This window comes from Thermogemmata fonticola (assembly GCF_013694095.1).
GTDB classification, from domain to species: Bacteria; Planctomycetota; Planctomycetia; order Gemmatales; family Gemmataceae; genus Thermogemmata; species Thermogemmata fonticola.
On sequence record NZ_JACEFB010000009.1, the window covers coordinates 62,454 to 82,077 of the forward strand.

Sequence of the window (19,624 nt, forward strand, 5' to 3'; positions counted from 1 at the left end):
CCCAGGGCAGCCGCTGTCCCTGACCTGCCTCCGCCCCGCCTTCGGCTTGCGGACTTGCCCCTGCCGGAAGGCTGCCGTTCCGCCCTATCCTCCGCCTGGCAGCTCCTCCGCTCGTCCCTTGGGCTGATGGCTCTTCTCGTTTAGCCTCTTCTTCGAACGTTCCTTTGTCTTATTCTGTATAATTTATCTTTTTGCTAGATTTGACAGATGTCCTTGATCTGTATGAATGGCCATATCTCCAAGTTGCCACTTCCGCTCTACGAGAGCCTCCTTGCAGGAGGGCCACACATCCTGGCTGCTGCCGAATCCTCCGCGAGGCAGCGAGGCCGGAAACAGGAGAAGGATGGCTGGGGTTCATGGAGGAAAGGGGGAACAAGGGCGAGAAGCGGAAATGTCAGGCGTTCAAGCGGGGTGGGAAGAGCAGATTGAGTTCCTGGTTGAGGCGGTAGGGCAGGGTTATGGACGTTCGCAGCAGTCTGCAGAGGGCGGGCAAGCGGCGCGTGAAAGGTTCGACGAAGGCCCGGAAACCCTCGCCGCCGATGGGATTGTTGCTCAGGTCCAAGGTGTGGAGCTGGCGGAGGTGAAAGGCGTGAGCAAGGGCCTGGGCGCCGGCGTCACCGATGTTGCACCAGCAGAGGATGAGGACACGCAATTCCTCCAGGTGCTGGGCTGAGGCTAGGGTGATGGTGCCAGTATCGCCGAGAGGGTTACGGCTGAGGTCCAGATAGCGAACCGCTAAGGCCGGACCGGCTGGCGGGGGGAAGAGCAAGCCGCGGAGGGACTCGGCAGTCAAGCCGTTGTCTGCCAGGTCAAGGTGGGGGACGCTGAAGAGGGAATGGAGGGGGGCGGTGAACTGGAACTGACCCAGGTGATTCCCGGCAAGACCCAGGAACTGGAGCTGGCGGAGCAGGGGGCCTTCCGCAAGATGGAAAGCCCCGGCGGGTCCGAGATCGTTGTCGCGGAGCTGGAGGCAGCGCAGGCGCGGAAAGGCCTGGCTTTTCTGGAGGTGGATTACGGCGTCGCCGGTCAGGCCATTGTCGCTTAAGTCCAGCTCTTCTAAAGACGGCCAGCTACGGCGGCACAGATGGACCAGCCCGTCATCGCCGAGGCGGTTGCGGCTCAGGCGGAGTTGGCGCAGATGATTGAGATAGGGGGAGCGAGCCAGGGCTGCCGCCAGGGAAGGGCCGCAGTACTGGGCGTGGATGGTCAAAGCTTCCAGGCGGTCTAGGAAAGGACAGGCGGCTAGGGAGTCGGCCCAATGGTCCAAGTCGAGAATCTGCACGTGGCGCAACGGTGTGAGGGCGAAGAGACGCGGGGCGTAGGCCAGGAAGGCCCGTGCGGTAATTTTGACACTTTCGACAAACCCGCGGCGGAATTCCTCGCCGCTCGTCCAGCCGCGGAACGGAGCGAGCCACTCCTCCCGGTGGCGGCTCAGAAGTAACCATTCCCGGCGGCGCAACTCGGCCTGTCGCGACGATAGCTCCCCCGCCGGAGACGGCCAGACGGACGTGGCCGCAGAAACCAGCGTGCTGGGAAGATACGAAAAGGGATTCCTGCCGGCCAACCGCGCCAGGGCAATCTGGACCCGGATGAATTCGCCGCGGGGATCGCCGCGCTCGTCCAGCCAATCGGCATAGATCAGCCGCGGGGTATCATCATCGGGATAGGCCCGGATGCGCTGATATTCCTGTTCGATCCCTGGCGGCAGAGGCGGCAATTCCAGCGAAGGCGGCATTCCGGTCGAACTCATGGCAGGCCCCCACGTCGCAGTTCCGGCGGGACGAGCCGGGCGGAACCAGCCGGTCAGCGCGTGTCAGGACGGAGTCAGCGGCGGTGCTGAGGAAGCCGGGCCGGGGGACGAACCCTCGCCGAGGACCTGTTCCAACGGGATGAAGCGGGATTCTTCCAGACCGTCGTTGTCGGGGGCGCCAGGGGGAGTTGCTGCCCGTTCCTGCGGCGTGCTGCGATGGATGGACTCTTCGGCTGACCTCCCAACAGAGCCGAAGGCGGAGGAAGCCGGAGCGGCGGAAGAGCCGGAAAAGTCGGTGAGCGGATCGGGATTGCACTGGTTGGCCCACTGGAGGAGTCGGCGGGTCAGTTCGGCTGCGGCTTTACTGCTGGGAGCCGGCGGGGATTGCGGATCGATCCCCAGGTCCACCCCCAGATAAGTCTGCAAAATGAGGGCGACATGGACCGCTAGTTCCCGATTGCTTTGGCGTGCCAGTCCTCGCAGGACGTCGATGCCGTCCGGATCGTGAGGGTTGATCCGCAGCATCATTTCCGCGGCAAACAGCCGCATGGGCGCCGGTTGATCCACATTAGTCAGGCGGTCGAGAACTTCTGGGGAGAGGAGGTCGAAGTCCCGCAGCAAGGCGGCCAGCTCCACGCGCAGGGTCGGCGGGGTATCGGTATGGAGCATCAGTTCGACCAGTTCGGCGGTTAGTTCCGGTTGCAATCCCGCCTGGAGTTCTGCCCGGAAGTAGGCGATGAGGGTGAGAACGGCCCGAGGCGCCAGAGGCGGCGGTTCCGCGGCCCAGGTGATCAGGTCGGCGATGGCGGCACCGGGCAGCCGCAAGCCGGCGGTAGGGTCGAACTCGGTGAACAAAGCCCCATCGAGAGGATAGAGGGGATCCGCGAGGATGTCGCGGATGCTTTCGCGGATCAGGGGCCAGCGGCGCTCGGCTTGCCAGAGCAGCACGGCGATGGTGTGGCGGCGGACCTCCTCGGAGGGATCGCGCAGGAAAGCGGTCAGGGCGCTGAGCAGGTCCACTCCTTGGACGCCGGCCAGGGCTTGCACGGTCGCTACCCGCACCGCTTCGTGGGGACTGTGGCCGGTGGCCTGGAGCACATATTCCGCTTCCCCGGCGTACCAGTGGGTGCGGTAAGCCAAAGCATGGAGGGCTGCCAATTGCAGCGGGGGCCGCGGCGAAGTCAACAGGGGCAGCACGGGGCGAATCTCGCGCTGGTCCTGTACGATCTGCCGCAGGCGCTGGACTGCCGGCTCCTGCACGCACTCTTCCAGATGAGCGGGCCACTGCCGCCGTTGTTGCACGGCCCGTGCCGCGGCCCAAGCCCGGCGCAACGGCTCCGCACCGCTTGCCTGCAACTCATACCCGGCCCAGCTCAGAACCCCCGTCAGCAGCAGGACGCCACGGGCGAGCGATGCCATTCCGTCTGGGGAAGGCACCCACCAGGTGATCACCACCGCCACCAGATACAGGAGAATCAGGGTCGCAGGAGAGGACGCGGGATTTCCCTTGACTCTGGAGTAGATCAAACTCGCTCCTAGCAAGGCTAAGGCCGCGGCTGCGGCGCCGACCCACCAGATTCCGGCTTTGCCGCCGACTATCCCAACGGCAACAGCCGGAAATATCGCCAGGAATAACCTCCCGGCGGAGGGCCGATTCCCACTCCCGCGATAATTGTTCGCCTCCGACATATCGGGCCATCCCGTGGCGCTGCGTCCGGGCCGGACGTACGCCGCCGCTCTCCTGCCGCAACCCTAGTGGATGTTTTCCCGCCAGTCAAATCGCCTCCCGGAAAAAATGCCTAGCAGGGATTCCTTCTCCTGGGTAAGGTAACGCCGGTTTCTCCGGAGAAGAGGCCGTTCATCGTCCCCGGCTGGCCGCCTGGAGGCTTTCGCGCTTCCTGCCGCGGGGCAGAGTGTTCTCAGACTGTCACCATCGCGGCTCCAGCTCCCCCGTCCGTTTCGCAAGGAGGAGGACAACAGGGAACGCACGACCCGGACCCAACCCGAAAGAATCGGGAAATGAGGATGAGGGAGGCTGTCGGAAAGCGAGGAACGAGAGGATGAGCTAACCCTGGGGGTAGGGGACGGTCAGGGTCCGATTGGCGGGGGGATTGAGCAAGATGACGGCGACGCCATCCGGCCAGACCACCTCCACGCGTTCGACGCGTCCTTGGGGTCCGAGGCCGAAGTGGGCCACGGGTTCCATTTGGCCGAGGTAGCCGCTGCCGCCGCAGATACCGCGAATTTGCAGGCGGCCATTGATGAGAGCACGGACGACCGCCCCGCGCGCTGGGGCCTGGAAGCGGGTCAAGGGGCGGATGCGAACATAGCCGTTCTGCTGGCCAGCAGCGGCCTTGAACAGGCCGAGCGGTTGCCGGGCTTGTTCGCCGCGTGCGAGGAGGAGTTCGAGCCGCCCATCGCCGTCGATGTCCGCCACGGCAGCTCCCGTTCCGCAGCCGTAGGGGTCCGCCGCCGCCCCCGCCTCCAGCAGGACCACCTGAGGGTCCTCGCCCTCCGCTGCTGGGGGATAAAGGCGGTACAGGCGGTTGGCTTCCCCATGATTGTGGAGAAAAATTTCCTCATAACCGTCGTTATCAAAGTCCGCCACGATGACATTGCGCACCCGCGCGGGAAAGGCGAAGCCCGCACTCGCGCAGTTCCGCCAGGCGCCTTGCCGCTGTGGGATCATCAGGCGATGCGGCCCTTCCCAGTTTCCCCAGCACAAGCCGAAGCTCCCGCCGACGTCGCACACCGCCACGCCCCGCCCATGCTCCGTGGGGTCATCCAATCCCAAAGCGGAGGCACATTCCCAGAAGGTGCCATCCCCCTGATTGCGATAGACCCAGTTGGGACCATGCTCATTGATGCAGATGATGTCCGGCCAGTCGGAGACCACCGGCAGGGTGAGCAAGCCGCGCCCGCCGCTGATCAAGGCCAATCCCAGGGCTGGGGCCAGGTCCGCCAGCCGCTCCTGCACGCTCCACTCGTACAGACGCAGCGGCTTGCCGTAGGAGGCGACCACAAAGCCATAGCGGCCTACGCCCCGTCGGTCGATGACCGCTACACTCCGTCCGGCCCACTCATTTTGGAGGCCGGCATGTTCGGGACGGGCGAACCAGTCCTCCCATTGGCCATCGGGCTGAATGTCCCAGAGGCGATCCGGCGCCCGCTTGCTGCCGCTGAAGCGCTCGCTGTTGTGGACGTAGATTTCCTCCCGGCCGTCACCGTCTACGTCCCCCGCCGCGATCGCCAGGCTGGCCTGGTCCACATCCTCAAACGCTGGCGGCGCCACGTCCCGCAATTGCGTGCCACTCCAGCGGAGCAGCCGGTTGGCACCGTCGAAACTCGCCACCAGAAACTCGCAGCGGCCATCGCCATCCACATCACTGACTGCCACCCCGTAATGGGATGCCGGCGGATTGAACGCGATCCAGTCTGACACATCGGTGAAAAAGCCGCCCGACCTCGGCTCAGGCTCCGTCATGACCCGCTCCGCTGACTGCGCTGACTTCCACCCACCTGGAGACATCGTAGGACTTCTCTTTAGTACAAACTATTTATCCTCGGACGGATGCGCAGCGGAGTCGAAAGCTCTCATCCTAATGCTGCTGTCCGAAAGCGGGGTGGGGTGCCCCTCCTGGCCGCCGTTGGCCGGCGCTGCCGGTAGAAGGACGCAGTTCACACATCTGATGCGGACACGGTGTTGTCAGCACGTATCGAGGATGTCCACGCCGTAGCGCGCGCAGAGGGCGCGAATGGCCGCGAGGTCGTCATCGGCGACGCCATCTACATCCAGGAAGTATTGGGCGAAGGCGCCGGGGATCACGGTCAGCAGCAGGCGGGACTCGCTCGGACCGACGTTGCGAAAGGTGTGCGGGATGTCCCGCGGGCCGGCCACCAAGGTCCCGGTAGTACCGCGGAAAGTCTGGCCGGCCACGGTGAACTCGAAGGTACCCGCCAAAACGTAGAAGATCTCGGTCTCGTGACGGTGGACATGGAGCGGCGGCCCGCTCCCCGGCGGCACTTGCTGCTCCAGCACGGCATAAGCGCCGCCTGTCTCCGCGGGAAGGATTTTGAACGTCGTGCGTCCACGCACTACACCCACGGTCTTCCCCTCCCCGGCAGACCGCACAATCGGAGCGGCCAACTCGGACCGCGGCAGAAAGAGGCTTGGCTCGGCTGCCATGTACTCTCCTTAAGGAATTCCGTGCCCATTTCCCGCCTGGCGGAAACGAACCGGAAGGAAACCAAGCGAGGCAAAAACCAGACCAGGCGCCCGCCCAACACCCGCACGGCTTTACCCACCGGACCGTTCCCCGCTCTCGCGATCTCCGATCCGATCGCCGGAGAACGGCACGAACCAGTCGCGGCCAGCACCGCCGAAAAGCCAATCGGATTCCCCGTCATCGCTCAGCACCGAACTGTCGAGGAAAACGCTGCCGTTGAGGCGTTCCGGACTGCCTGTGCCGTCGATCAGGTTCTGGACGCGCTCGGCATATGCACGGGAGGAGTGCCACTCTGCCGCGAGCGCTTGTAGGGACGCTCCGTCGTCGTCCCAGGAGACCGTTCCGCCGATGAGGATGTCCTCCCCGCCGCGGCCCAGGAGGACATCGGCCCCTGCTCCGCCGATCACGATGTTGCGCCCCGGACCTCCGAGCAGGTAGTCGGCGAAGCGGCTGCCCAGGATGTTCTCGATTGTGCCGTCCAGTCGCAGGCGGCTGCCCACGGCGTCCAGAGTCTGGAAGCGGGAACTGGTCAAGTCCACCTGCACTCCGGACAAGGCCGCGGCCAAGTCCAGGGTATCGATGCCGCCGTCGTCCTGAATCCGGACAGACGTGGACCGAGTTGCGAGGCGATAAACGTCGTCGCCGAGGCCGCCCTGGAGGACCACCGTTCCTTGAGCCAGCGGGGTTCCTTGGATGCTCAACAGGTCGTTTCCCTCCCTGCTTTCCACGGCCAGCACCTCGACGCCGCTCCAGCGCACCGCCAGTTGGTCATTCAACCGGGCCTGGTTCCCGGAGATGTGGACGCGATCGAAACCGTTGCCCAGGACCAGCCGCAGAGCGTCCTGCTGGCCCGTACCGGCCCGGAAAGTGATTCCGCCGGGAAGATCGAAGCTGCCGCCCCGGGCCAAGTCCACGACCAGCCGGGTGCGCAGATTCGCACCGCCGAGGAGGGTGAGCGAGTGAACCTCCGGGAGGGCATAACTGGCGATCACACCGCGGAACCGGTCCAGGATTTCGAGCCGGTCGCCGCTGCGGACCAAGCGCAACACCCGGCTTTGCGCAGGAACGTGGAACGTGATGTCGGCTGCCGCTACAGTGCCAAAATGCCTGTCGAGTTGAGGTGCTGAACTGGCCCCGATGCGGATGCGGTGCAACTCCCCGCCGGGGATGGTGATCTTCTGACCCGCTTGGGGCGCAACCCGGACGTGATAGACGCCCGGAGCCAAACCCGCGAAGGCATACAGGCCATCGGCACCGGTTCGCATCCGCGGCTCACCGCGATCGAGCCGGCCATTGCGGTTGAGGTCCACATACACCGTCGCTCCGGCCAAGCCCGGTTCGTGACCCGTGAGCCGGCCGTCGCGGTCCACGTCGGCGAACACCTTGCCGCCGACCTGGCCGAACTGCGCGTTGACGAAGTTGTTGCCGTTCGACACGTTCCCATCGACCGTCACATCGATCGGCGTTGGCCGGGTCACCGATCGGTTCGCGAGAACCTGGACTGTATTGGCTTCCTTGTCGATGACGATTAGCTCGGCCAATCCGTCGCCGTCGAGGTCGGCGGCGGTCATCCGCACATCCCCGGCCGGTGCGGAGGCTAAGCCCCAGATGGTATCGTCGCCGTGGCGGAACCACCGCCCGGTTTCGCCGGTGTTGAGAACCACATGGACCGCCTGGCTGCCCACCCCCTGCACGACCCAGACCAGATCGGGTTTGAGGTCGCCATTGACATCGTGGAAGAGGGCCGAGCCGACCGTCTTGCCCAGCACCCCCAGCCCCGGCGAGATGGCCGAGAAGTTGCCCGTTTGGTCCTGGATGGCGTAGTGGAACTCGCCGTTGGTGTCGAACACGCCGAGGTCGATCAGACCGTCGCCGTTGATGTCCGCGGCCAGAACGTGATAGGCGGAGGGCAACACGGAAATGGAGGTCTGATGACCCAAGGCGGTGTAGTGGAAACCCGGACGATTCTCATTGGGCGAGTCGGAGCCGAAGAGTACAACCGGGCTGCGCCATCGGTCGGAGATGATCAGGTCGTGGTAGCCGTCGCCGTTGACATCGACACTGAGCATCTGCTGAGGAGAAGCTGCATCTGCAAGTGGGGCATAGTTATAAGCCGCACCGTTGGGTCCGAGCAGGTCCACTATGGAGATGGTCGGTTGGCCTTGGTGGTTCCAGTAAAAAACTCCCACAGTATCCCAGACCCCGTAATACAGTGACTTGTCGTGAGGTAGTAAGACAAAGTCGCCGACAATACCCCGGTCAAAGTTTTGCAATTCCCACAGGTCATAAAGCAGATCTTCAAAATTACGGGTGCGGGATCCCGTTCGATTCATCAGTGCGTCGATCCGGCCATGATAGCGCTGTTCCGACAGACCAAAGAAGGCGATGCTCGGCCGGCCGATCCCCCAGAAGTTACCGATGACCATCTTGGAGTAGTTCGTACCGTACTCCAGGCCGTAACGGGCCGGGTGTGCCCAGTCGCCGTTGTAGTAGATGTGGACAAAGCTCTGGTTGTTGGTTTCGTTGAAGACGGCATGGAGGACGGCCACGTCGAGCTTGCCGTCGCCGTCGAAGTCGGCCACGCCCACGTCGATGGGCCGCGGATTGCCCGGCAGGTTCGGCAGATGCCACAGGTTGCTGCCGGAGGGGCTTTGCAAGTGGAAGTCCGAGGTGAAGGGGGAGACTTCCCGCCAGCCGCTCGGAACCGCTTGAGCCACCGTGTAGTTGCCCGCCTTCAGGCCCGTGAAGCTATAGTTGCCCTGGGCATCGGTCGTGGTCGAGGCCACAATTTCATGTACTTCGATGCCATTGATCTGCGGATTGTCCCAAACGGAGTAAAAGTCGATGTTGATGGAACCCTGCGCGTCTGCCATGATCGTGAATGATTCGATCACAGCCCGGAAGGCACCTCCCGCGCGGGCAAAGATGTCGTAGTTGTTGAGCACCTGCTGGCCGTTGATCCACACGTCAAAGAGTCGCTGGCCCTGACCGGACCAGAACAACTCCGCAAAGTGCAAGCGAATCAAATGCGGGGCATTGGGTTTCAGACCCGTGATCGTGTACTTGAAACTCCCACCGTAGCGGTTGCTCTGGTAAACCGCCTGCGGCGCGGGATCATCAACGCCGCTGAGGTCGATCGGATGGTCGTAGTTGGAGGCCGAATGGGTGGTGCCGCTAGCTGGTCCCGGGTCGGCCTGGTAGTTGCCCTGGACATCGCCGCCGATGTTCAACAAGGCCCGCGTTTGCAGCAGGTTCACCGTGACCCCTGGCTGCGGCGTCGGCGTCGGCGACAGCGTGCCGTGGTGCAGCGTATAGCCCGTGATCGTACCGCTGATGGTCGAGAACGGTAGCGCGGTGAAATCGTTATGGCGGTAAACCTCGAACGGGTCGCCCGAGACATTTACCAGCCGGGAATCGAAGGAGGTGAGGTAATAGCCCTCCGGCACGACCACCCGCACGATTTGTGTCGTGTTCAAGGTGAGATGACGGAACACATAGGAGCCGTCCGCCGCCGTCAGCGTCTGGACTTCGCCGTCGTCGAGCGAGCCGTTGTTGTTGGCATCCAGGTAGACGGTCCAGGCCACCAGCGGTTGGCTGCCGGCGTCGAAGTTGGCCGTGATTTGCCCGTGGATCGCCGCGAATTCGTCCACCACGAAATTGACCAGTAACCCATCGGTGCCGTTGTAAGTGAGATTCGTGACGAGGCTGGAACTGCCCCCGTGCATCTGGAAGCCGCTGGGGAGGATCAAGCCGACGTTGAACGGCGTATTCAGCGGCAAGGCGGACGAGTCGAACGCATACAGGCCGAATTCATTGGTGGAAGTGTACGGATCGATGCCGGGGTCGAATTGCTGGTTGTCGTTGTGGTCCACGAATACCAATAGCCCGTTTTCCCGGAAGCTTTGGTTGTAGGTGGTGACGGTGCCGTAGAGGGCGGGATTGGGCGTGGCCCCGGCCGAGTAGGCCGAGTGAACCGGCGCGTTGACCCCGTCGTTGATCGAGGCATACACGTAGTACTGCCAGGGCATCAGGCCGTCCATGTTCCAATCGGTTTGCACGGTCCAATGACCCTGGGCGTCCACGGTCAGCGGCAGGTTGGTCGCCCCGGCGATCGGCGTTCCGTCGTAACCCGAGTTGTCCCGATCGACGTACAGGGTGACGCGGGCATTCGGCCCCAGGCTGCTGGCGACCCGGCCCGTGAGCATCACCGGCGTGGACAACGACGTGGGCGGTTGCACCACGACCGATTCGATCGTCGGCCGGGCGGTGCCGAACGAGGCCGTCAGCTTCGGGGCGCTGGAGAACTTGTAATTGCTCGTCAGCACGAGTTGATACGTTCCCGGCGTCAGGGTCACGAACGGGTCGCCGCTGGAACCTGCCATCCCTACCCCGATCGACTTCCGCGAACTGAGCGACGGCAGGAGGGTCAGGTTGTGGCGGGGGTCGCTGAACTGGCTCTGATCGACCGTCGTGCCGTCGGGCCGGACGATGGCTACGGATTGAATCCCGCCGATCTCTGGCCAACTCACCTGCAAGGTCCCGTGCGTGACGTTCTCCGGAACCGTGTACGGGATGCGGTAGTGATAGATCTGCGGCTGCGAGTCCGGCGGCGGCGAATCGATGCTGTGAATGAAACTGCTGCCGATCAGCGACGCATGCCCGGTGAAATCGACCTTCACTCCCACGTCAATGGAAAAGAAGAAGAAGTCGAGGTCGACCCAGGCGGCCACGAAGTTCTCATCATCGGGCCGATCCCGCCGCCACTCCAGAACGAAATCGACCTCGGCCAGTGTTTGCCCGCCGATGAAGGGAATGTGGTCCGGCACATTGACGTCGGCCTTCGCTTTCACATACACACTGTCGCCGTCGTGGATGTTGATAATCGCATCGAACCGGATCATGCCGTCGAGCCAATCGACCTTCACCGCCGCCGTGTAGTCCTGCTCGCCCCAATCCAGCACCAGCCGCACGTCACCCTTGCCCACCCCATCGAGGAAGTTGATGTTGCCATGCAACACCAGTTCGTCGGCGTCGATGGTGAAGTCGCCCTCGATCTGGACGAAGCTCCGGTACAGCCAGATGGCCTCCAGCTTGCCGGTCACCACGATGTCCGAGGGATGTTGCAGGTTGTACACCCCCGCCTCGAAGCCGGTGATCATGATGCCGGTGTCGGCGATCTCGATCCCCTGATTGCCCTCCAATCCCAGGTCGATGCCGTTGAGCTGGCCGTCTTCCCACTGCACATACCCTTTCACTTTCCAGCCCGCCGGGAACCACAAATCCAGCGTGACGGCGAAGGTGTCCGAGGTGAAGGCGACCAGCAGCTTGTCGATGGTCATCGCCCCCAAACTCACGTCGGACAATTCGAATCGCACATCCTCCAGCTCGAAATCGCCCCCCTTGACGACCAGGCCGGGATGGCCCTGCGAACCGAGGATGACGGCGGCGTTCCACAACTGCGGCACCGAAAGCTGCCCCGAGAGCGTGAACAAGCTCGGTGTGTTCGCGGTGGCCTGCGAGTAGGTGATCGTGATCGGGTTGGTGGCCGTGCCCAACTCCACCTCCAGCCCCAAGAGGCTGAGCCGCCCTTGAAACATCATGTCCAGGTCGGTCAGCTCGCCGTTGGCGATCCGCAACCCCGCGGTGCCGCCCTGGCCGAACGTGACGGTCAGCGATTGGCCGCCGATGGTCGCCTGCACTTGCCCCGTGAGCGTGAACACGTCGTTGGCATAGTTGAACCGCAAGTTCTTCGTGGCGAAATGCACGCCGGCAAACGTCAAATCGCTGTTCAAAACCAGCGGGAAGGTGAGGATCTGCCCGCCGCTGACCTGCAAACCGGGGCTGGCAAAAATCACCTCCACGTTCTCATTCTCCGCCAGGCTGATCTGAGCCGAGCCGGTCAGGGTGAAGGTGCCGTCCGTATAGGAGATCGACAAGTTGTTGATGCTGAAGACCAACCCCCCGATGCTCAGGCCGCCGCTGAAGGCCGGTGATACCCCCGTCAGCTCCACTCCCTGCTCGGTGAGCTTGACGAAGTTGGACCCCGCCACGGTCATACTCACGCCGATCAGCGGCACCTGCGTGAGGCTCCCCTGCATCCAGATTTGCCCTTTCTCTTCTCCTTCGCCGTCGGGATCGACCATGCGAATGTTGTCCATGGTGAACTGGCCGGCCTCCACCGTGAACGGATGCGCCCCCGAATAGATGTTGACGCCGCCGGTCGCCGAGGCGAGTGCCGCCGCATTGAACGTGAAGGAAGTCTCGGTCTCCCACAGCGTCAGGTTCGGCACCGAAACCATCGAGATGAGTTCCGCTTTCTCGACCGTAAATTCGGGATTGGGGTTGCTCGGCGAGAACCACACCTTGCCGTCCGGCTCGGTGGAGAAGACGGCCAATTCCTCGAAAGGCTCACTGTCGGCGGAGGCAAAGCCGAGTTTGATCTCCCCCTTGGCCCACCAGTTGCTCTGGGTATCCATGAAGAAATCGCCGTAGAGGTACATCGGCCCGATGGCAAACCCCTGCACATCCGGAACCGTGCGGTCCTCCAGGACCTCCAACCCCAGGGGCCGCCGGCGGGTGGGCCAACGGCGGGGTGCAAACAGAGTCTGAACCCAACGCAAGGAACGGCGGGCGAACTGACTTGTGCCCATGCACTCCTCCTCTCAACAGGTGTCGTGTCTGGCAAAGCGACCGGTCACACTGCATCGGTACGGTCGTGCTTGAGGGGAGTAAGCAGAAGGAGTTCAAAAACTTGCACACTCACGAACGCTGACCGTGAGCCTGAACCCTCATCCCTTCTCGATGTGCCTGAACACGTTCCTGTTGGTGGAGTGCAAGATTTTGCTTGTGCTACCCCAATCAATCATGGCCGAAGCCGACATCTTCCCCGCTGTCCTCATCGCTCTGACAGCGGGAAAGACAACTTCCATGTTACTTCCCCTGAGAAGCTGTGCAATACTTTTTTGGCGACCCATGAACTGGCAAACCCCTGCCACCTCTTCCTCACCCGTCCAACCCCGTCGACTCCCACCGTCCCGCCGCCTCTCCTCGACATTTCCCTTGCATCGCATGCCCATCCCGCAGCCATCGAGGCAGCATCGTGACATGCCACTGCCGACAAATCTCAAACCAGTCCTGCGATATACCTCCCGCTAGCCATCAAGATGTCTCGCCATCCATTCCACGCGCAGAAGCCCCCTCCTCGCCACCCCTACCTCCCTCACCCCTTCCCTAGCCTCTGGTGTCCGCTGGTCCTTTCTCTCCTCCGCTAGCCTCTGGTGTCCGCCACTCCTTCTTCTCACCCCGTCTGAAGGACCGCGAGGCTTCCTAGTCCTTTCTTCTACCCCTCGGAGTGGCCGCGACGCAGACGGCGAGCTAGCCAGCGGAAGAAGACCGCCAAGGTCAGCAACACCCCCGCCGCCACCAACAACCACACATACACCGGCGTCCGCCTCTCCTGCACCCACGTCACACCCGGCGGCTCTGGCAAACCATAATACGATAAACGAAATCGATCCTCCGATACAGGACCATACTCGATCTGAATATCCTTCATCTCAATCATCGAATCTGGTGGTAAATCCCGCCAAGATGTTGATTCCTTAAATTGTATAACTATCGGACGACCTTCGAAATCAATATTATATAAAACCTCACCATTTACACGTGCCTTGACTAAAGGTATCTCCGGCTTGTGCCCCGGCGCCATGTAGGTGTACTCAAACGCTCGAACGGTCCACTCCTGATCCGGTGCCACCTCAAACCAACCCCACACCGGCTCCCGCGTCCAACTGATCCTCGGATCCGTAAACGGCTGGCCCGGACGGACCTCAAAATCCGCCCGAATCACCCGCACACCCTCCCGTTCCCCATCCCTCAACTTCAATACCCGAAACGTCGGATGCCTCAGCAAAGCCGGCAAAGGGAGCGTGCGCAGACTAAACGGCGCGCGAATCGGAGACAACCAAAAAGCTATCATGTCACGAATCCCACCGCCTGAGGGTTTTGAGGCGACTTCTTCGGCCATCTCGTAGGTTTCCAGCCGCAATTCCCGCGTTTCGTACCGGCCTGTTAGAAGGAAACTGTACACCGAATTGGCCCCACGCACCGACTGCTGGTAATGAACCTTATGAAGCTGGCCCTTACGCCACTCCTCCAGGTTATGGCAGATGATCAGCCACTGCTCACCTGATACCGCAAACTCCACGTCGCGGATCAATTGCCAATCGACTCGAGGCATGGTCTCGATGATTCGATAGCGACCGGAACAGTGGCGGTACCGTTCTTCCAGTTTGGTCACACCGTCTAGACAATCTGCGCGAAATTGTTCAGGTGTATACTGAGACGAAGCCGGTGAGGCGGCACAAACGCTGAGAAGAACACAGCCGAGTCCACCGAGACCCAGACGTGTGACCCTTGAACTTCTCATTGGTTTTTCTCCCCTCAAAGGCGTGGCTGGCCCGGAAAGAGCCACGAAAAGGAGAGGAGGGTGCAGCCTCCGGGCCAGCCTTCCTTGGTGTGACGAACGCCCTGTCAAAAGCTAACTCCGCCGTTGGGTAACAAGCGGGATTGGCAGAACGCAGGGCGAGAACATAGAAGTGTTGTCCCTAGAAAATGGGCCGACAGTGAGGCTGAACATTCGGGTCGACTGGGTCTGGTTGACAGAAGCATGAGGCGGAGCAATTGGCGGTGTTTTGTCCATTTTCATCGCAGGGGGCACCGATCTGTCCGACGCACAGGGTGGTGCATTGCGTGCATGAGGGACCACCAACGGTTCACGCCGCCGGAGTCGGAAAACACCCCCGATGACCTGCCATCGTCACCGGAACAGGAATCCTCGCCAGGCCACGCCCTCGGAGCCGGGATTTCGCCCGATGACATGTCCAAGTCCCTGGAATAGGAAGCTCCTCCCGAACGACATAAACGTGCCAGCGGAATAAAAGCCTAAGCCGCACACGCTGTAAGGAGCCGCCATTCCCGGCGTCCTGCGCGGTACATTTCCCCTGATCTTCCCCGTTACTTTCCGTGGACAAAAGAAGGCGAGGAAGCCCAAGGTTTTCCTGGTGATCCCACGGTTGGGGAGGGAGGCGCAAGAGGGGCCAGCGGGAGTCTGAACATTCCTCTGTCGAAGCCAGTGGCCGTGGAGCAGTTGCCCTAGACCGAAAAGCCGCGATCGGCGATGATACCCAAGGACTGAGAGATATCCGGCCCGGTCCCGACAGCCTCTGGCGAAGGGACATAGCAGGAGAGAGTGTCTATGGCAGCAAAAGCGACATCTAAGGAACCCAAGGCTGGGGAAAATGCCCTGGCGGACAGCAGCGGGGATTACCCCCCCGATCCGTATCCGGATTACCGGCCGGTGTATGGCTGGGTGTTCCAATCCTGGCTGGTGATGTTCCTGGCGGTGATCTGCTTGGCGCTGGTGTTTTATTTGCTTTCGTATGTGCCCTGGTAGTAGGGTCAAGCGGGCGGACTCCCACTCCAGCCAAGGAGGGGGAAGCAAGCCGGGGTGTCATTCCAGTTTTTTGAGCACGTCGATGGGACTGATCACCCCGATGACGACTCCGGTGGCATCGACCACGAAAAGATGATGGACGTGGAGGTTGAGGAGTTTTTCCACAACGGAACGAACGGAGGTGTCGGGCCGGACGGAGATGACGGCCGGGGTCATGATGTCGGTGACCGGCGTATTGTCGGGTTCCACAGTTTTGGAGCGTTGCCGAGTGTGGACGAGCACGTCGGTCTTGGTGACGACTCCCAAGGGATGCCCCGCCTCGTCGATGACGACCGCTGCTCCAAAACCGCGTTCGGTGAGAAAGGCCGCCGCTTGAGCGACTGTAGCGCTAGCACTGAGCGAGACAGGCCCCGGCGTCATCAAATCAGCCGCCGTCTGGGCGCGGAGGATCATCGGTTCCATATCACATACTCCTATCTAGGATCAAAGCAATTATTTCCCTGGCAGCTCGGAAAGCCAATCCCTCCGGCGGCAACCCGGAAACCCACCCTGCGGGTGATCTTCTATCGAGAGCTTCCGGATGGTAACCAGAAGCACCGCATTTCGACCGCAAACCTTGCGGCAAGAATCTCTCCCCTCGCTGTGATGGTATGGCTGGCGCCATGCTGAGGCGATACGCCGAGTGCGGAAGGGAGCCTCAATTTCTGCACGGGGAGGTTGCCGAGAGGGCGAATGACTCCTAAGAATGGTGTGTCTGCGTTGTGCAGGGAAGCGTGATGCCCCCGGTAACTTTCCCCGATGGGTATCCGTGACTCATCGTATCTTCCGCCGGGGGACGCGGAGGACGATTCCTCCCGCTCATCGGCTCACCGGCCGAGTGCGCGGATTGTGACAGCGGCACACGATGGTTCGCCGCCGGCCAGAACCAGTTTTTCCCGCGGGGCGCAGACACTCCTCCCAGGAACGAGAGGTCATTCCGAAGTCCGAGGAGGAACCATCCGAACATCTTTTGTCTGGACCCTGTCGTCTAGAGGCCTAGGACATGGCCCTTTCAAGGCCAAAACCGGGGTTCGAATCCCCGCAGGGTCACTGATTTTTTGTATAGAATAACTGCTGGCAGTATCCAGCCTCTCTGCGGCGCGTGCTGACCGCTCTATGCGCCCGATCTATTCCCGCCCCTACTTTCCTCCTCGGATGTTCCCCCTCTCATTCTATTTTTTTCTTTTGATGCTTCAGTATTCTATTTCCCCTCTTCGACGGCTCCTGAGTTTGATCATACTGCATGAGGCAGCCTGTGGTTTATTCTGCATGGGGCAGCTTGCCGTCCTAATCTCGAAGCCGGGCGGCAGGTTCTAGGCGGAATCCGCGAGGGGGAGGAGGGGGGCTGATGGGTCTGGGATGTGGCGGCTCGATGGGTCTGGGTTGGGTCGGAGCGGTGGGCCGTTGTCGCGCGGCGGATCAATCCGTTGCATGGACTATGGTATCGGAGGCACGGCGGACTGGGTCAACGCAGGAGAGCACCGAGAGGTTTCCGAGCAGTTCTCTGGAAGTTCCCCGGAGGAGGAAGTGGCGGTGATGGAAGGGAGCAGCATGAATACATGGGTAGTATGGCTGGAGTCGCCGGAGGCGGTGGACGTGGGGTCCAGCGGCGGGAAGGGGGCCAGTCTGGCCGTGCTGCGGCAGGCCGGGTTGCCGGTGCCGGAGGGATTCATCATCACGACGGCTGCCTATCGCTATTTACGGGATTACGGGGTTCGCTCGGAGAAGCGGTTTGTGGAGCTATTGCGGCAGAGTTACGAGCGGTTGGGTCGGGGCCGGGTAGCGGTGCGTTCCAGTGCGACAGGGGAAGATGCCGCCGAGACGAGTTTCGCCGGGCAGCAGGAGACGATCCTGGGGGTCGAGGGCGAGGACGCGTTGTTGGAGGCGGTTGAGCGGTGCTGGCGGTCGCTGCAAGGGGAGCGGGCGGCGGCTTATCGCAGCCGGCAAGGGGTCGATGAGCAGCAGATGGCGATGGCCGTGGTTGTCCAACGACTCATCGAGGCGGAGGTGGCGGGTGTGCTGTTCACACGCAATCCGCTGGATCCGGACAGACGGACCATGCTGGTGGAAGCCTCGTGGGGACTGGGGGAAGCGGTGGTGTCTGGGCGGGTGCAACCGGACCGCTTCGTGCTGGAGTGGGACAGCGGCCGGGTGCGGGAGCAGCAACTGGGGATCAAAGCGATCCGGCGGACGGCACACGGGGAAGAACACGTACCGGCGCAAGAGCAGCAGCGGTACTGTCTGGACGAGGCGGCGTTAGCCCAGTTGGCGGCTTTGGGCCGGCAGGTGGAGGCTTACTACGGCGCACCGCGGGATGTGGAGTGGGCGTGGTGCCAGGGACGGCTCTATCTGTTGCAAGCCCGTCCCATCACCACCGCCGATGCCGCCGAGCGGGAACGCCTGCGTCAGGAAGAGATCGCCCGCCTGCGGCAGCTTGCGGGAACACAGCCGGCCGTCTGGGTCCGCTACAACCTCAGCGAAATTTTGCCGGAACCGACACCGATGAGCTGGTCGGTCGTCAGCCGGCTTCTGGCGGCAGATGGGGGATTCGGGGCGATGAACCGCGCCCTGGGGGCGGAGCCGGACCCGGCGCTGGGATCACAATCGGCCTTCGATCTGGTCGCGGGGCGGCCCATGCTGAACCTGGCGCGCCTCCCCCGCTTGCAATCGCCGCATCCCCCGTTCGACTATCCCCTGGACGAGTACAAGGCCCATCCGGAGCGTGCCCTGGACCCCAAGCCGCGGATTCAACCTCTGGCGGGTCAGGGATGCCTGCTGGGATTGCTTCGCTTGCCCGTGACGGTGTGGCGCCTGTTCCGTCAGAAGGCGGCGGTGCAACGCCAGATGGCGGATTATCCCCCGCGGATGGAGGCGTTGAGCCGGGCCTTCGCCGAGGAATGCCAGCAGGCGCTGCGGCAGGATCGGTCGGCACTCCCGCCGGCGGAGGTCCACCGCCAGTTGCTGGCCTGGATCGAGCGGACCCTGGTTGCATTCGCGTCGGAAAGCCTCAAGGCCACGGTATTCGCCGACACGCTCTGGAATGAGCTGAGCGTGTTGTTGGACCAGCGCCTAGGAGGGGCGGAGGCGGCGCGAGCGGCAATCGGGCGGCTGGCCTTGGGAGCGCGTCCCCCGGCAGAGGCGGACCTGGCCCAGGCGTTGGAACACCTGCAAAACGGGTTGCTGAGCCGCGAAGAATTTTTGGCACGGTTTGGCCACCGCGGGCCGCACGAAATGGAGCTGGCCCAGCCCCGCTGGCGGGAACAGCCCCAGTTGCTGGACGCACTGCTAGCACCGCGGGCCGCCTCCGCTTCCCCCCTTGCCCCTTCGGTTCCTTCTTCCTCCTTGCCCCGACGGGATCGACTGGCGGAGGAAACCCTGGCATCCGCGGTCGGGGAGGAAGTCTTCGCCAATGCCCGGCTGAGCGGTCCGTTGCGGGATCGCTGCCAGCATCTGGTGGAGCAGTTACGCCTGTTTCTGGGCTGGCGCGAAGCCGCCAAGCACTACCTGATGCTGGGCTATGCGGTGATCCGCGAGCATCTGCTGGAGCTGGACCGCCGCTTCGGCTTGCAGGGGGGGATTTTCTATCTCACTCTGGCGGATTTACCCCGGCTGCTGGCCGGCGAGAATCTGCGCGGCGAGATCGCGGCGGCCCGGCGGCGCCGGCAGGCTCTTCTGTCCTTGGAAGTGCCGCCGGTATTGTTTTCGGATGATCTCGAAGCCATCGGTCGGCCTGTACCGCTCCCTGCGGGGGCGGAGCTGTTCCAAGGGGTGCCGCTGTCAGCAGGGATCGCGGAAGGAGCGGCCTTGGTTCTCACGGAACCGGCGGCTGCCCCCCCGAACCAGCAGGGCTACATCCTTGTCTGCCCCTCGACGGACCCGGCTTGGGTGCCGCTCTTTGCCCAGGCCAAGGGTTTGATCATGGAAACCGGCGGCGTCCTCTCCCACGGGGCCATCGTGGCCCGCGAGTTTGGCTTGCCGGCGGTCGCAGGGCTGCCCCACATCACCCGGCAGATTCGCACGGGCGAACGCCTGCGCGTTGAGGGGGGAAGCGGACGCGTGGTCCGCTTGGGACCAGCAGGCGGCTGATCGGCGGATCAGGAAGGAAACCCGGATCGGCGGTGCACGGCCCGATGGCGGATGCGAAAGATCGCCGCT

Annotated in this window: 9 protein-coding genes and 1 tRNA gene; 3 read left to right on the forward strand and 7 right to left on the reverse strand. The window is 62.8% G+C overall.

Annotation, left to right across the window (positions count from 1 at the left end):
* Positions 1-394: 394 nt before the first annotated feature.
* From H0921_RS12220 to H0921_RS12245, 6 genes are all read right to left on the reverse strand, one after another.
* Positions 395-1,750, reverse strand: coding sequence for a TIGR02996 domain-containing protein (locus tag H0921_RS12220; protein ID WP_194538483.1), 1,356 nt, complete (start codon positions 1,748-1,750; stop codon positions 395-397).
* Positions 1,751-1,813: 63 nt separating this feature from the next.
* Entirely contained in the window at positions 1,814-3,439 is a 1,626-nt protein-coding gene (locus H0921_RS12225; protein ID WP_194538485.1) for a HEAT repeat domain-containing protein, read from the reverse strand.
* Positions 3,440-3,815: 376 nt separating this feature from the next.
* Positions 3,816-5,234 (reverse strand): CRTAC1 family protein, encoded by a 1,419-nt coding sequence (locus H0921_RS12230; protein ID WP_194538486.1) that lies wholly within the window; start codon positions 5,232-5,234, stop codon positions 3,816-3,818.
* Between the two features lie 222 nt (positions 5,235-5,456).
* The gene (locus H0921_RS12235) at positions 5,457-5,936 is read right to left on the reverse strand and encodes a cupin domain-containing protein (RefSeq protein WP_194538488.1); all 480 of its coding nucleotides are present in this window, start codon (positions 5,934-5,936) and stop codon (positions 5,457-5,459) included.
* Between the two features lie 111 nt (positions 5,937-6,047).
* Positions 6,048-12,626: an SdrD B-like domain-containing protein gene (locus H0921_RS12240; RefSeq protein ID WP_194538490.1), complete on the reverse strand. Its 6,579-nt coding sequence runs from the start codon at positions 12,624-12,626 to the stop codon at positions 6,048-6,050.
* A gap of 689 nt (positions 12,627-13,315) precedes the next feature.
* Positions 13,316-14,404, reverse strand: a complete 1,089-nt coding sequence (locus H0921_RS12245; RefSeq protein WP_194538492.1) for a hypothetical protein — start codon at positions 14,402-14,404, stop codon at positions 13,316-13,318.
* 828 nt (positions 14,405-15,232) lie between these two features.
* On the opposite strand from H0921_RS12245, the gene H0921_RS12250 reads away from it, so the two are divergent.
* Positions 15,233-15,430 (forward strand): hypothetical protein, encoded by a 198-nt coding sequence (locus H0921_RS12250; protein ID WP_194538494.1) that lies wholly within the window; start codon positions 15,233-15,235, stop codon positions 15,428-15,430.
* A 57-nt stretch (positions 15,431-15,487) separates the two neighbouring features.
* On the opposite strand, the gene H0921_RS12255 is transcribed toward H0921_RS12250, so the two are convergent.
* A complete protein-coding gene (locus H0921_RS12255) occupies positions 15,488-15,892 on the reverse strand; it encodes a CBS domain-containing protein (RefSeq protein ID WP_194538495.1) in 405 nt (134 codons plus the stop codon).
* A gap of 554 nt (positions 15,893-16,446) precedes the next feature.
* On the opposite strand from H0921_RS12255, the gene H0921_RS12260 reads away from it, so the two are divergent.
* Both H0921_RS12260 and H0921_RS12265 read left to right on the forward strand, forming a co-directional pair.
* Positions 16,447-16,519 (forward strand) — tRNA-Glu (locus H0921_RS12260).
* A gap of 501 nt (positions 16,520-17,020) precedes the next feature.
* Positions 17,021-19,555, forward strand: coding sequence for a PEP/pyruvate-binding domain-containing protein (locus H0921_RS12265; protein WP_194538497.1), 2,535 nt, complete (start codon positions 17,021-17,023; stop codon positions 19,553-19,555).
* Positions 19,556-19,624 lie beyond the last annotated feature (69 nt).

Coding starts and splice junctions, on each gene's coding strand:
- H0921_RS12220 (WP_194538483.1), bottom strand. CDS start 1,750: ATGAGTTCGACCGGAATGCCGCCTTCGCTGGAATTGCCGCCTCTGCCG.
- H0921_RS12225 (WP_194538485.1), bottom strand. CDS start 3,439: ATGTCGGAGGCGAACAATTATCGCGGGAGTGGGAATCGGCCCTCCGCC.
- H0921_RS12230 (WP_194538486.1), bottom strand. CDS start 5,234: ATGACGGAGCCTGAGCCGAGGTCGGGCGGCTTTTTCACCGATGTGTCA.
- H0921_RS12235 (WP_194538488.1), bottom strand. CDS start 5,936: ATGGCAGCCGAGCCAAGCCTCTTTCTGCCGCGGTCCGAGTTGGCCGCT.
- H0921_RS12240 (WP_194538490.1), bottom strand. CDS start 12,626: ATGGGCACAAGTCAGTTCGCCCGCCGTTCCTTGCGTTGGGTTCAGACT.
- H0921_RS12245 (WP_194538492.1), bottom strand. CDS start 14,404: ATGAGAAGTTCAAGGGTCACACGTCTGGGTCTCGGTGGACTCGGCTGT.
- H0921_RS12250 (WP_194538494.1), top strand. CDS start 15,233: ATGGCAGCAAAAGCGACATCTAAGGAACCCAAGGCTGGGGAAAATGCC.
- H0921_RS12255 (WP_194538495.1), bottom strand. CDS start 15,892: ATGGAACCGATGATCCTCCGCGCCCAGACGGCGGCTGATTTGATGACG.
- H0921_RS12265 (WP_194538497.1), top strand. CDS start 17,021: ATGAATACATGGGTAGTATGGCTGGAGTCGCCGGAGGCGGTGGACGTG.